The following is a 12,492-nucleotide window of genomic DNA, read 5'->3' as shown; positions in this document are numbered from 1 at the left end:
TAAATCCACTGCGAGCTGCCGCCATGGCCTGCGCCGACCTCAACACGGAAGATGACCAGCACTGGAGCCTGGAAAGCCTTAATAAGGCTTACCAACAGGGCTACATGGCAGGGCTGACCGGGCAAAACAACACCCCACGCGCGCTCGCCGCCGATGTGCTGATCGCCGCCTGGGAAGCCGGCTGGGACGACGGCCACGAGCAATTCGAGCTGCACAAACGCTACAGCGCCTGATCCCTCGCTCTACCCAACCTTCATCTGCACACACCGTTCACGCCCACAGCACGTCAATCTGCGCGGCTGTGCATCGCCTTGCCTTTGATCGGCGATTGATTTGCCATAGCGCATTAATTCGATTTTTATTCGATATAAATCGATAAAAACTCATATAGCGTCTTATATTTTGCTTTTAAAGCCGATTTTTATCGGATATAAATAGGCCATCCACTGTCGTGACTCGCCCGCGAGGCATGGCACAGTCGCCGGCCTCTGCTAGTGTCAGATGACCGCCCCAACTGCTCTTGAGGTGCCAAATCATGCCCCGTATCGTTACTGTCGCCGCCACCCAGATGGCCTGCTCCTGGGATACCGCTGCGAATCTCGCCAACGCCGAGCGCCTGGTGCGTCAGGCCGCCGGCAAGGGCGCACAGATCATCCTGCTGCAAGAGCTGTTCGAGGCGCCGTACTTCTGCCAGAAGCCCAACCCGGACTACCTGCAACTGGCCACCCCGGCCGAGAGCAACCCGGCGATCCTGCACTTCCAGAAAATCGCCAAAGAGCTGCAAGTGGTCCTGCCGATCAGCTTCTACGAACTGGCCGGCCGCGCGCGTTTCAACAGCATCGCGATCATCGACGCAGACGGCAGCAACCTCGGGATTTATCGGAAAAGCCATATCCCGGACGGCCCGGGCTACCACGAGAAGTACTACTTCAACCCCGGCGACACCGGTTTCAAAGTGTGGAACACCCGCTACGCCAAGATCGGCGTGGGCATCTGCTGGGATCAGTGGTTCCCCGAGTGCGCGCGCAGTATGGCGCTGCTCGGTGCCGAGATTCTGTTCTACCCAACCGCCATCGGCAGCGAGCCACATGACCCGAGCATCAGCTCGCGCGACCATTGGCAGCGCGTACAGCAGGGCCACGCCGGTGCTAACCTGATGCCGCTGATCGCCAGCAACCGCATCGGTCGTGAAGACCAGGGCGACTACCACATCAACTTCTATGGCTCGTCGTTTATTGCCGACCAGTTCGGCGCCAAGGTGCAGGAAGCCAACGAAACCAGCGAGGCGGTGCTGATGCACAGCTTCGATCTGGATCAGCTGGAGCATATCCGCAGCGCCTGGGGCAGCTTCCGTGACCGCCGCCCGAACCTCTACGGCCCGCTAAAAACCCTCGACGGCCATCTGGCCTCCGAGTAACAACGCCCCTGTAAGAACGCCCCTATAAGATGGGAGGCGACGCGCAGCGTTAATACCCATCCGTCCCCGCTCAATGTTTTGGTGAATTTATGACTACCCTGACGACTACCCCACGCGCCGACGGCTTCCGCATGCCCGCCGAGTGGGAAAGCCACAGCCAAACCTGGATGGTCTGGCCCGAGCGCCCGGACAACTGGCGCTTGGGTGGCAAGCCTGCGCAAGCCGCGTTCACCGCCGTGGCCAGGGCGATTGCCGAATTCGAGCCAGTGACCGTTGGCGTGTCCGCCGGCCAGTATGAGAACGCCTGCGAGCGCCTCACCCACGCCAATATCCGCGTGGTGGAAATCACCACCGACGACGCCTGGGTGCGCGACACCGGGCCGACCTTCGTCACCAACAACAGCGGCGAAGTGCGCGGCGTGGACTGGGCCTTCAACGCCTGGGGCGGCCTGAATGGCGGCCTGTACGCCAATTGGGTACGTGACGATCAGGTAGCCCGCAAGATTCTGCAGATCGAAGGCTGCGCGCGTTATCGCACCGATGAGCTGATCCTCGAAGGCGGCTCGATCCATGTCGACGGCGAAGGCACCCTGATCACCACCGAGGAATGCCTGCTCAACCCCAACCGCAACCCACACCTGAACCGCGAGCAGATCGAGCAATACCTGGCTGATCACCTGGCCATCGACACGGTAATCTGGCTGCCGGACGGCCTGTTCAATGACGAAACCGACGGCCACGTCGACAACTTCTGCTGCTACGTGCGCCCCGGTGAAGTGCTGCTGGCCTGGACCGACGATGCCAACGACCCCAACTACCCGCGCTGCCAGGCCGCCATGCGCGTGCTGGAAAGCGTGCGGGACGCCAAGGGCCGTCAGCTGATCGTGCACAAGATGCCGATTCCCGGCCCGCTGTATGCCAGCGATGAAGAATGCGCCGGCGTCGATCTGGTCGCTGGTACTCAGGAGCGTGATCCGTCGATCCGTCTGGCGGGTTCCTACGTCAACTTCCTGATCGTCAACGGCGGCATCATCGCGCCAAAGTTCGACGACCCCAAGGATGCCGAAGCTGAGGCGATTCTGCGTCGCCTGTTCCCTGAGCACCGCGTGGTGATGGTGCCGGGCCGGGAGATTCTGCTGGGCGGCGGCAATATTCACTGCATTACCCAGCAGCAGCCGGGCCCGCAAATGGCTGGTTAAACATTCAAGGTAGGATGTAAAGTTTCGCCCTGCCAGTCCGATACAGTTCTGGTGAGCGCCAGTGGGCTGGCAGGGGAAAATGATGTTCAACAAGGCAATTAAACAAGCGCTCAGCAGCGCGCTGGCTAAACTGCGTGCCGCAGAAGCCAGGAAGATGGCCGTCGACCGCTCGACCGCCATGATTGAATTCAAACCTGACGGCACCATCGTCAGCGCCAACGAAAACCTGCTGGCCACAATGGGTTATCGACTTGAGGAAATCGTTGGTCAGCATCATCGCATCTTCTGTTTTCCCGACTACCAAGCCAGTGCCGAGTACCGGAAGTTCTGGCAGCGCCTGGCCGCGGGTGAGTTCATCCGCGAGCGTTTCCTCAGACGCCACAAGCAAGGCCAGGAAGTATGGCTAGAGGCCAGTTACAACCCGATCAAGGGTCCTGATGGCCGTATTGAAGGCGTGCTCAAACTGGCTACCGACATTACCGCGCAGGTAGCCCGCGAGCAGGAACAAAACAGCATGGTTGAGGCCATTAGCCGCTCCATGGCCGTAATTGCCTTCAACCCCAAAGGCGAAGTGCTCGAAGCCAATGAAAACTTCGAGCAAACCATGGGTTATCGCCTGAATGAGATTCGCAGCAAACACCACCGCATGTTCTGCACCCGAGAGGAGGCGGACTCCGCCGAATACCGCCGCTTCTGGGAGCGTTTGAACAAAGGAGAGTTCTTCTCCGGTCGCTTCCAGCGTATCAATCGGCATGGCGACACCATTTGGCTGAGCGCCACATACAACCCAGTGTTTGACGCCAGCGGCAAGCTCTACAAAGTCGTCAAATTTGCCCGTGATGTCACGGGCCTGGTACGTCAGCAGCAGGCCGAGTCAGAAGCCGCCAAGCTGGCCTACGAGATCTCCCAGCAAACCGATGAAAGCGCTCGCCATGGTGCCAAGGTGATTCGTGAAACCGTTGATGTCGTGCGCGGCATCGCCGATGAGCTGTCACGCGCCGCCGAAGGCATCACCGCTGTCAGCCAGCAATCGGAGATGATCAGCAGCATCGTTCAGGTGATCCGCGGGATTGCCGAACAAACCAATCTATTGGCGCTCAATGCGGCCATCGAAGCGGCGCGTGCCGGTGAGCAAGGCCGTGGCTTTGCCGTGGTGGCGGATGAAGTGCGCAACCTGGCGGCGCGCACCAGCCAAGCCACCGTGGAGATTGTCGAGGTTGTCAAGCGCAACCATGAACTGGCGCAGGTTTCGGTCGATAGCATGCAGGCAAGCCGTCACAAGGTTGACCAAGGGGTGAACCTGGTCAACCAGGCCGGTGATGTCATCGAAGAAATCCAGAGCGGCGCACGGCAAGTGGTGGAAGCCGTCCGCCAGTTCGCCGACGCCCTAGAAGAGCACTGATTGCGGCGCGCGAGCCGCGCCGCTAGACCGCTGTGAGCAGCGTGCCCGCGCTATAAAGCGGCATTTCTTAATGCTGCATGACTTCAGTGAATCGTCCAATAGCATCGACAACACGCTGGGCCTCATCGCGTATTTCCAGCATGACCTCACCAGCCCGATTGGCCAACAGTACACCTTGTTCCGCACGCTGTTTGCTGCCATCCATGCCACTAACGGCCTGCAAGGCCAAGTCATGATTCAGGCGCACCACGTCATTGATCTCAACTGTCGCCTGGCTGGTACGCGCGGCAAGATTGCGTACCTCGTCGGCTACCACCGCAAAACCTCGCCCCTGCTCACCAGCACGCGCCGCTTCGATGGCCGCATTGAGAGCAAGCAGATTGGTTTGCTCGGCGATACCCCGAATAACCTGAACAATGCTGCTGATTCGTTCTGACTGAGCACTCAAAGCACCAATACTGCTGGAGACCTTTTCCAACTCATCTGCTATACCGCGCACAACCTGGACTGTCTCATCTACTGTGTGTGCACCTTTAACAGCGCTTGCATCCGTTTCACGTGCAATCTCAAAAGCAAGCTTGGCAGCAGCAGCCTCGGCATAACTATGCTCAATTTGAGCAGTAATATCTGTAGCAAATTTGACCACGCCGTATAACTTTCCATGTACGTCATAGAGCGGGTTATAGGAAGCGCGCAACCAAACTACGTTACCGCTCTTGCTAATTCGCTTAAATTGATCGGCAATAAACTCGCCTCGATTCAAGCGCTGCCAGAACTGACGATATCCTTCGCTAGCAAGATCGTCAGCCGTACAGAATTGTCGGTGGTGCTTGCCAAAAATCTCCTCCGGCCGGTAGCCCATAGTGCTGAGGAAGTTCTCATTTGCCACTACCACTTCACCCGCTAAGTTAAATTCGATGACCGCAGTCGAACGATTGATAGCATTCAAATAACTCTCGTGCTGATGCTCAGCATGCATACGCTCGGTGATATCGACAGCAAGCTTGATGACCTTGCTGAACTTGCCCTGTGTATCGCGCACCGGCATATAGCTGGCCTCCAGCCAAACTTCACGACCATCCTTGGTCACACGCATAAATCGATCGCTGAGGTTCTCACCATCAGCTAGGCGCTGCCAAAATTGCGCGTAAGACGGGCTCGCCACCTGCTCCTTGCTGCAGAACAGGCGGTGATGCTGGCCACGCAATTCCTCCGGGCGATAGCCCATGGTTGCGAGAAATAGCGGGTTGGCATCGAGAATCTCACCCTGGGCGGTGAACTCGATCATGGCAAAGGTCTGTCGAATTGCCCCGACGAACTGCTGATTGGTTGCCAGTTGCAGCTGGCACTGCTGCAACTCACTGCGAAGCTGTGATCCGAACATAGGAAGCGCCTCAAAAAGGACAATTTTTGCTCAGGGCACGCGGCAATGAGTTTATCCCTGACACACCAGCGTATCGACACGCGGTGGTTAACGTTTAGCTCAGATTCACTGCGCGCGCATGGCCCGCGCCGTGCTTTCTGCATCCAGCGTTCGCAACGCCTGGTACTGGCTGACAAATACCTGCCCGCCAAAGCGCTGCAGAAACTCCGAACGCTGCAGCCGATCCATCACCGGCCCCTTCACTTCGGCCAGGTGCAGCTGCACGCCTGCGCTGTGCAGACGCTCGCTGATCGCCTCCAGGGTATCCAGCGCGCTGGCATCAATTTGATTGACCCCGGAGCACATCAGCACCAGATGCCGCACGCTTGAGCGGTTAGCGATCAGCGCGCCGATACGCTCTTCCAGAAACCGCGCATTGGGGAAGTACAGGCTTTCATCGACGCGCAGCGACAGCACGCTGGGACTTTCCACGACCTGATAGCGCTCGACATTGCGAAAGTGCTCGCTGCCGGGCAGCTGGCCGACCACCGCCATATGCGGCCGGCTGGTACGCCAGAGAAACAACAGGAGCGACAGACTCACCCCGAGCAGAATGCCGGCCTCAACACCGTACAACAGCACGCCGACCAGCGTTGCCAGCTGCGCCATCCCTTCCTGCGGTGAGTAGCGCCAGGTGCGGCGCAGGCTGGATACATCAATCAGCCCCACTACCGCGACAATAATGCTCGCGGCCAATACCGCTTGCGGCAGGTGCTGCAGCAACGGCGCCAGCCCCAGAACCGCAGCCAGCATCAGCACCGCCGCAAACACACCCACCAACGGCGTGGCCACATTGCTTTGCAGCGCCAGCGCCGAGCGCGAAAAGCTCGCCGCGACCGGCATGCCACCACTGCATGCGGCAGCAATGTTGGCGGCGCCCTGGCCGAGCAGTTCCTGGTCAGGGTTGATCGACTGACGCTTGCGCATCGCCTGGCTCTGGGCAATGGACACCGACTCGACAAAGCCCACCAGGGCAATCAACACGGCCGCTGGCAGCAACTCGCGCAACAAGCCCATCTCCAGGTTCGGCAGCCCCAGTGGCGGTAGACCCGCGGCCACCGTGCCGACCACCCGCACGCCATAAACTTCCAGTTGTAGCGCCGCGCCCAGGGCCATCGCCAACAGCATCAGCAGCAACGCACTCAACTGCCTGATACGCAGCGCCAGCGCCTCAGGCACACCGAACATGCCCAGGTTACGCAGCAGCACCAGCAGCGCCAGGCTACCCAGCCCCAACAGCAGCGTCGGCAGGTGCAGCGCCGGCAACTGCGTATACAGCGCGGGCAACACCTGCAACAGGGTCAGCCCGTCGGCCGAGATGCCCAATAAATGCTTGAACTGGCTGACCGCAATCAGCAACGCCGAGCCGCTAACAAAACCGGAAATCACCGGATGGCTAAGAAAGTTGGCGACAAAGCCCATCCGCAACAGGCCCATCAGCAGCAGGAACACCCCGACCAGCAGGGTCAAGGTGGTGGCCGCTGCCAGATACGCCGCAGTACCAGCGGCAGCCAACGGGGCCAAGGCCGCCGCAGTCATCAGCGATAGCACCGCCACCGGGCCGAACGACAGTGCCACGCCGGGGCTAGCCCCGATCAAGGCATAGACAACCAGCGGCAGAATGCTCGCGTACAACCCCGCCACCGCCGGCAACCCGGCCAGCTGCGCGTAGGCCAACGCCTGTGGCACCAGCAGCAGACAGACCAAGCAGGCGGCGAGCAGATCGCGGCCAGCCTGATCGCGGTCGTAACGACGCAAGGTAGTTAGCAGCGTCCATCTAGAGAACATTCAGCGGCACCTTGAGGTAACGCACACCATTGTCTTCGGCGGGCGGCAGATGGCCGGCGCGCATATTCACCTGCACCGAGGGCAGCATCAAAGCCGGCATGCCCAGGCTGGCATCGCGGGCCTGACGCATGGCGACAAAGGCCTCCTCGTCGACGCCCTGGTGTACATGCACGTTATGCACGCGCTGCTCGGCCACGGTGGTCTGGTAGCGATGCTGCTCACGCCCCGGCGCCAGGTAGTCGTGGCACATGAATAGTCGGGTGCTGCCTGGCAGGGCAAACAGCCGACTAATCGAACGGTACAACGCCCGTGCATCGCCACCCGGAAAGTCGCAGCGCGCGGTGCCGTAATCCGGCATAAACAGGGTGTCGCCGACAAACGCTGCATCGCCGATCAGGTAAGTCATGCAGGCTGGAGTATGCCCAGGGGTGTGCAGGGCACGGGCATTTAGCGAACCGAGCTGAAACACCTGCTCATCGCGGAACAACTGATCGAACTGGCGGCCATCAACGGCGAACTCGCTACCGGCATTGAACAACTTGCCGAAAGTATTCTGCACCACGCGGATCTGCTCACCGATTGCCAATTGCCCACCCAAAGCAGCCTTGAGATAGGGCGCGGCGGACAGGTGGTCGGCATGCACATGGGTTTCCAGCAACCATTGCACGCTCAGGCCCTGCTCGCGCACGTAGGCGATCAAGCGGTCGGCGCTGGTGGTGGCGGTGCGCCCTGCAGCCGCGTCGTAATCCAGCACCGAATCGATAATGGCGCACTGCGCGGTGGCTGGATCGCTGACGACATAACTGTAGGTCGAGGTGGCAGGGTCGAAAAAAGCCTGAATGAGCGGGGACATGGCAGCTCCAACCGACCGGCGGCGAAACCGGTCGGTATTGCAGTGGGTTAAGCCTTGGTCTTGCAGGTGCTGATACCCAGCAGCGGGTACAGCGGACAGAAGCGAAACAGACCGGTTGCCAGCGGCACGATGCCGATCAGCCCCCAGAGGCCAATCACGCCGCTCAGGCTCAAGCCCAACAGAATCAGACCTGCGGCAATGCGCAGGCTACGGTCGAGGGTGCCAACATTTGCTTTCATAGTGATCTCCCGATCATCAATTACCCGCGCCGGCGTTCCAGCGCAGCAAACACAACCATTCCCACCAGCATGGCCGCCACGAACAGCAGCACCTGCCAGCGCCCTGTGAGCAGAATCGCCACGGCCGGCCCCGGACAGATGCCAGCAATCCCCCAGCCGATACCGAACAACAGGCTGCCGCCGATCAACCGCCGATCCAGCTCACGTTTGCCCGGTAACTGCATCGGCGCACCAAGCAGACTGCTGCGCTGCGAGCGCGCCCAACTGAACGGCAGAAATGCCACGCCAATCGCCGCCACCATCACCAGGGCCAGCGATGGATCCCAGGCACCTGCCAGATCGAGAAACGCCAGCACCTTGGCCGGGTTGGCCATGCCTGCGCTAAGCAGGCCGATGCCAAAGGTCACACCGGCGAGAAAGGCCAACAGTTTGCGCATGTTCAAGCCCCCAGCAGGTGACGCAGGACAAACACGGTGGCGAAACCGGCGGCCATAAAACTCAAGGTGGCAGCCAGGGAACGCGGTGACAGCCGCGATAAACCACAGACGCCATGCCCGCTGGTGCAACCTGCGCCATAACGGGTGCCGACACCGACCAGCAGACCGGCAACCGTCAGCGCCAGCCAGCCGCTGTCGATCTGAATTTCGGGCTGACGACTAAACAGCTGCCAGAGCAGCGGCGCGATCAGCACGCCCAGCAGAAATAGGCCCTTCTCGCCCCGCCCTTCACCGCGCTCGAGCAAACTGCCGAGCAGGCCGCTGATGCCAGCCATCCGGCCATTCATTACGGCAAACAAGCTGGCGGCCAGGCCAATCAATGCGCCACCCGCCAGGGCGCTCCAGGGCGTGAAGTTGTACCAGTCGATGCTCATTGCTCGGCACCTGCGCAGAACAGCTGATAAAGGGTGTTGATCACCGCCAACGCCGCCGGGCTGCTGATGCAGTAATAGATCTGCTTACCCTCACGACGCGTCGCCACCAGCCCTTCACGGCGCAACACCGCCAGTTGCTGCGACAACGTCGGCTGTTGAATACCCAGCAGCGTTTCCAGCTCGCTGACATTGCGTTCGCCCTGGGAGAGCTGACACAGCAACAACAGGCGATCCGGATTGCCCAGGGCCTTGAGCAACTGCCCCGCCGCATCGGCATTGGCGCGCAGTTGCTGGATATCGAGTGGCGGATGTTCAGGCGTCATGGCAAGCAACTCAGTTAAGATAAAAACAATCTATTCTTTTATATATTGAATAGCAAGCACCGTCCGATCACTACGCAGCGGTCAATCGCGGGCGATAAAAAACCCGGAACAGAGTCCGGGTTTTTTGTTCAGTGTGGGCAGGGCTGGATGCAACAACTCAGCCTACAACCACCACAATCAGAGCAGTGGCAGGGTGTAGCTGACGATCAGACGGTTTTCGTCGATGTCGTTCGCGAAGTTGGAACGCACCGACGCGTTACGCCAGCGTACGCCCAGGTTCTTCAACGCCCCCTCCTGGAACACATACATCAACTCGCTATTGCGCTCCCACTCCTTGCCTTCGGATATCCCGCGACCACGATCGACATTGTCGCCGGTCAAGTAACGAGTCATAAAGGTCAGGCCCGGAATACCGATCGAGGCGAAATTGAAGTCATAACGTGCCTGGTAAGACTTTTCGTCTTTGTTGGCAAAGTCGCCGATCTGCACGTAGTTAACCAGGAACGGGTCAGTGCCATTGATATAGGCGAAGCCAGTGTCACCGCTCATTTTCTGGTAGCCCAGGCCGAAGGCATGACCATCCAGACCATAGGTAACCATGGCACCTATAGCTGTGTTGTCGATGTTGCTACGGTTGCCGTCGTCAGTGGAGCGCGCATAACGCAGGTCAGTTTTCAGGCTTTGCTTATCGCCCAGAGGCAGTACATGCACGGCGTTAAAGGAATGCTGCTTATACAGCTCGTCCAGGTTGGAATAGTAATAACCGGCCGTCAGATCCTTGGTGATTTTGTAGGTACCGCCAATGAAATCAAAAGCATCAGTCGTGGAACCACCGCTCAAGCGGATACCACGGGTACCTACAGTTCCACGGGTGCTATTGAAGCTATTGGTAACCGAAATATCTTCGTAGTCACTGGAGTTACGATTATTCACTTCACGCACATGTGCAGCTTCAAGCATCAGCCCATCGATCTCCTGCGAGACCAGGTGGCCAGCTTCAAACACCTGCGGCAGAAGGCGACTGTCGCTGGATGCGATAGCAGCATTCTTGAACTGCATCTGACCTACGCGCAGGGTGCTATTGGAAATCTTCGCCTTGGCAGCAACTGCCAGGTCTGAGTAGTTGTCCTGAGAACCACCGGAGGAATTATCAGGGACCAGCAAGCCACTGCCGGCGGTACCGTCACCAGAATCCAGCTTGAAACCGAACATGCCGATGGCATCAGCACCAAAGCCAACGGTACCGTCGGTAAACCCAGAGTTCGCACGCAGAATAAAACCTTGCGCCCACTCTTCTTGCTTGGACTGGCTCTGCGCAGGCGCATCGCTATTGCCCTGGCGGAAATCACGGTTGAAGTAGAAGTTACGCGCTTCGAGAGTGGCTTTGCTGTCGCCAATAAAATCGGCATGGGCGACTTGGCTCAGGGACAAGCCCAGGGTGCTGGCCGCGACGGCCAGGGCCAGGGAGGTCTTTCTCATTATGTTTTCTCCAGTTGTGTGTGGGTTGCACATCGGTGCGGGTACTGTCTTCACGGATGAAGCGGCAGGCGCGCACCGAATTCGGGGGTTATTGCAAAGCCAGGCGCCGGACAGGCGAACGGGGGCCGCAGCCAGAGTGGCCGTGCAATAAGCGAGATCAGGTGAGCGCGTGAGAACAGTCAGCGCGAGCTGGGGAATGAGGGCATGGCAGCGGACAGGTCAGCATCATGGCGCAGGTCTCTTCATTTTTATTGTCGGCCCATCAACCAGGCCGTTATGTAGAGAGCCCTACGCAGATACTGTGCCAGCCGCCAAAAACAGCTCGCCGACGCGTCTATTACAAGGTTTTACAGGCTTTCCGGGGGAGTGCCGAAGCCTGACCGAAGCAGCGATAAGCGGATTTTTGCCGATAGCAAAATATGAAGAGGCGGTTTATCGCCAGCACGCAGACCGTCATACCTCGGCGCGTGATCAGTCCACCACCACCTGATTCTTGCCCTGGCGTTTAGCCCGGTACATCGCGGCATCCGCCCGGGCATACAAGGCATCCAGGCTTGCATCTTCGGGGCGCAGGCTGGTGAGGCCCTGGCTCAGGGTGATGCCGAAGGTTGTCCCGGCATGGCTGAAACTCAGCCGCCGTGTATCACGCTGTAACCGCTCGGCAATCTGCTCGGCCAAGGCCGGCTCGCAGCGCGGAAACAACGCGGCAAACTCCTCCCCACCGATGCGTCCGAACAGATCACCACGGCGCAGAGTGGTCGCCCCGCAGTAGGCCAGACGCTGCAGCACCTGATCACCCATCTGGTGGCCATAGCGGTCATTGATCTGCTTGAAGTCATCCAGGTCGAGCAGCAGAAAGGCCAGTGGACTGTTGTATTCACGGGCCTGCTCGAACTCGCGCTGAGCGCATTCGAAGAAGTGCCGACGGTTACTGCTCTGGGTCAGCACATCGGTGGTGGCCAGGCGGTGCAGCTCACCTTCCAGCTGTTTCTTCTCAGTGATGTCTTCGGCAATGCCAACAATAATATGCGGCTTACCCGGCGAGCTTTCACGGCTGACAAAGCACTTATCACTCAGCCAGCGGACCTGACCATCGCCACGGATGATGCGGTACTCGCGCGCTTCGACGGCGCCGGTTTCCAGCACTTGGGCAAAGCTCTCGGCGGCGTATTCCAGGTCATCGGGGTAGATGTTGTTGCGCCACTCGTCGTAGCCGGCCAGCAACAGCTCGGTGGAGCGCCCGAAGACGCGCTCATAGGCGGGGCTGACGTAGACCACCCGCTGGGCATTCCAGTCAAATGCCCAGAGCACCGCGTTCACACTGCCAAGTAGGGTGCTGAACAGCTGCTCGCGCTCCTGTAGCCGCGCCACCTCGGCACGCGTGTGCAACAACGCCAGTGTCAGCTCTTCCTGCTCCAGCTGCTGTCTGTTGACTTCATCCATAAACACCGCCGCCGCTCTCAGATAACGGGGATATGACAGCAGCATACGCCAGAAG

General features: G+C 59.4%; 12 protein-coding genes and 3 pseudogenes. 5 read left to right on the top strand and 10 right to left on the bottom strand.

Going from position 1 to position 12,492, the window contains the following annotated elements:
* Positions 1-23 precede the first annotated feature (23 nt).
* From rmf to CUR33_RS20880, 5 genes and pseudogenes are all read left to right on the top strand, one after another.
* On the top strand, positions 24-233 hold the full coding sequence (gene rmf / locus CUR33_RS19435) for a ribosome modulation factor (RefSeq protein WP_282874695.1): 210 nt from the start codon (positions 24-26) through the stop codon (positions 231-233).
* A gap of 302 nt (positions 234-535) precedes the next feature.
* Positions 536-1,417 carry an N-carbamoylputrescine amidase gene (gene aguB, locus CUR33_RS19430; RefSeq protein ID WP_167143683.1) on the top strand — a complete coding sequence of 294 codons (882 nt, stop codon included), beginning with the start codon at positions 536-538 and terminating at the stop codon, positions 1,415-1,417.
* Between the two features lie 89 nt (positions 1,418-1,506).
* Positions 1,507-2,616 (top strand): agmatine deiminase, encoded by a 1,110-nt coding sequence (aguA, locus tag CUR33_RS19425; RefSeq protein WP_289240660.1) that lies wholly within the window; start codon positions 1,507-1,509, stop codon positions 2,614-2,616.
* A 79-nt stretch (positions 2,617-2,695) separates the two neighbouring features.
* Positions 2,696-3,475, top strand: a pseudogene (locus tag CUR33_RS20885) (PAS domain-containing protein); the annotation flags it as partial.
* An 84-nt stretch (positions 3,476-3,559) separates the two neighbouring features.
* Positions 3,560-4,018, top strand: a complete 459-nt coding sequence (locus CUR33_RS20880) for a methyl-accepting chemotaxis protein (protein ID WP_448703262.1) — start codon at positions 3,560-3,562, stop codon at positions 4,016-4,018.
* Between the two features lie 67 nt (positions 4,019-4,085).
* Here the strand turns inward: CUR33_RS20880 and CUR33_RS20875 are convergent.
* The 10 genes and pseudogenes from CUR33_RS20875 to CUR33_RS19375 all read right to left on the bottom strand — a co-directional run.
* Positions 4,086-4,526 (bottom strand): annotated as a pseudogene (locus CUR33_RS20875) (methyl-accepting chemotaxis protein); the annotation flags it as partial.
* A 111-nt stretch (positions 4,527-4,637) separates the two neighbouring features.
* Positions 4,638-5,306 (bottom strand): annotated as a pseudogene (locus CUR33_RS20870) (PAS domain-containing protein); the annotation flags it as partial.
* Positions 5,307-5,507: 201 nt separating this feature from the next.
* Positions 5,508-7,229, bottom strand: a complete 1,722-nt coding sequence (locus CUR33_RS19410) for a SulP family inorganic anion transporter (RefSeq protein WP_289240657.1) — start codon at positions 7,227-7,229, stop codon at positions 5,508-5,510.
* Positions 7,219-8,082 (bottom strand): MBL fold metallo-hydrolase, encoded by an 864-nt coding sequence (locus CUR33_RS19405; RefSeq protein ID WP_289240656.1) that lies wholly within the window; start codon positions 8,080-8,082, stop codon positions 7,219-7,221. Before CUR33_RS19405 ends, CUR33_RS19410 begins: the two co-directional genes overlap by 11 nt.
* A gap of 47 nt (positions 8,083-8,129) precedes the next feature.
* On the bottom strand, positions 8,130-8,321 hold the full coding sequence (locus CUR33_RS19400) for a YgaP family membrane protein (protein ID WP_090250448.1): 192 nt from the start codon (positions 8,319-8,321) through the stop codon (positions 8,130-8,132).
* A gap of 20 nt (positions 8,322-8,341) precedes the next feature.
* Positions 8,342-8,758 carry a DUF6691 family protein gene (locus CUR33_RS19395; protein ID WP_289240655.1) on the bottom strand — a complete coding sequence of 139 codons (417 nt, stop codon included), beginning with the start codon at positions 8,756-8,758 and terminating at the stop codon, positions 8,342-8,344.
* A gap of 2 nt (positions 8,759-8,760) precedes the next feature.
* Positions 8,761-9,192 (bottom strand): YeeE/YedE family protein, encoded by a 432-nt coding sequence (locus CUR33_RS19390; protein WP_289240654.1) that lies wholly within the window; start codon positions 9,190-9,192, stop codon positions 8,761-8,763.
* Entirely contained in the window at positions 9,189-9,515 is a 327-nt protein-coding gene (locus CUR33_RS19385; protein ID WP_289240653.1) for an ArsR/SmtB family transcription factor, read from the bottom strand. The genes CUR33_RS19390 and CUR33_RS19385 overlap by 4 nt, the downstream gene beginning before the upstream one ends.
* A 177-nt stretch (positions 9,516-9,692) precedes the next feature.
* Positions 9,693-10,994, bottom strand: coding sequence for an OprD family porin (locus CUR33_RS19380; RefSeq protein WP_170048647.1), 1,302 nt, complete (start codon positions 10,992-10,994; stop codon positions 9,693-9,695).
* 471 nt (positions 10,995-11,465) lie between these two features.
* Complete coding sequence (locus CUR33_RS19375; protein WP_170048648.1) at positions 11,466-12,437, bottom strand: GGDEF domain-containing protein; 972 nt, start codon at positions 12,435-12,437, stop codon at positions 11,466-11,468.
* Positions 12,438-12,492: the final 55 nt, after the last annotated feature.

The sequence above is a fragment of the Pseudomonas sp. FEMGT703P genome, from assembly GCF_002786345.1.
Taxonomy (GTDB): domain Bacteria; phylum Pseudomonadota; class Gammaproteobacteria; order Pseudomonadales; family Pseudomonadaceae; genus Aquipseudomonas; species Aquipseudomonas peli.
The sequence above is the reverse complement of the archived record's forward strand: the minus strand, read 5'-3'. Positions and strand labels throughout refer to the sequence as shown.

Coding starts and splice junctions, on each gene's coding strand:
- rmf (WP_282874695.1), top strand. CDS start 24: ATGGCCTGCGCCGACCTCAACACGGAAGATGACCAGCACTGGAGCCTG.
- aguB (WP_167143683.1), top strand. CDS start 536: ATGCCCCGTATCGTTACTGTCGCCGCCACCCAGATGGCCTGCTCCTGG.
- aguA (WP_289240660.1), top strand. CDS start 1,507: ATGACTACCCTGACGACTACCCCACGCGCCGACGGCTTCCGCATGCCC.
- CUR33_RS19410 (WP_289240657.1), bottom strand. CDS start 7,229: ATGTTCTCTAGATGGACGCTGCTAACTACCTTGCGTCGTTACGACCGC.
- CUR33_RS19405 (WP_289240656.1), bottom strand. CDS start 8,082: ATGTCCCCGCTCATTCAGGCTTTTTTCGACCCTGCCACCTCGACCTAC.
- CUR33_RS19400 (WP_090250448.1), bottom strand. CDS start 8,321: ATGAAAGCAAATGTTGGCACCCTCGACCGTAGCCTGCGCATTGCCGCA.
- CUR33_RS19395 (WP_289240655.1), bottom strand. CDS start 8,758: ATGCGCAAACTGTTGGCCTTTCTCGCCGGTGTGACCTTTGGCATCGGC.
- CUR33_RS19390 (WP_289240654.1), bottom strand. CDS start 9,192: ATGAGCATCGACTGGTACAACTTCACGCCCTGGAGCGCCCTGGCGGGT.
- CUR33_RS19385 (WP_289240653.1), bottom strand. CDS start 9,515: ATGACGCCTGAACATCCGCCACTCGATATCCAGCAACTGCGCGCCAAT.
- CUR33_RS19380 (WP_170048647.1), bottom strand. CDS start 10,994: ATGAGAAAGACCTCCCTGGCCCTGGCCGTCGCGGCCAGCACCCTGGGC.
- CUR33_RS19375 (WP_170048648.1), bottom strand. CDS start 12,437: ATGGATGAAGTCAACAGACAGCAGCTGGAGCAGGAAGAGCTGACACTG.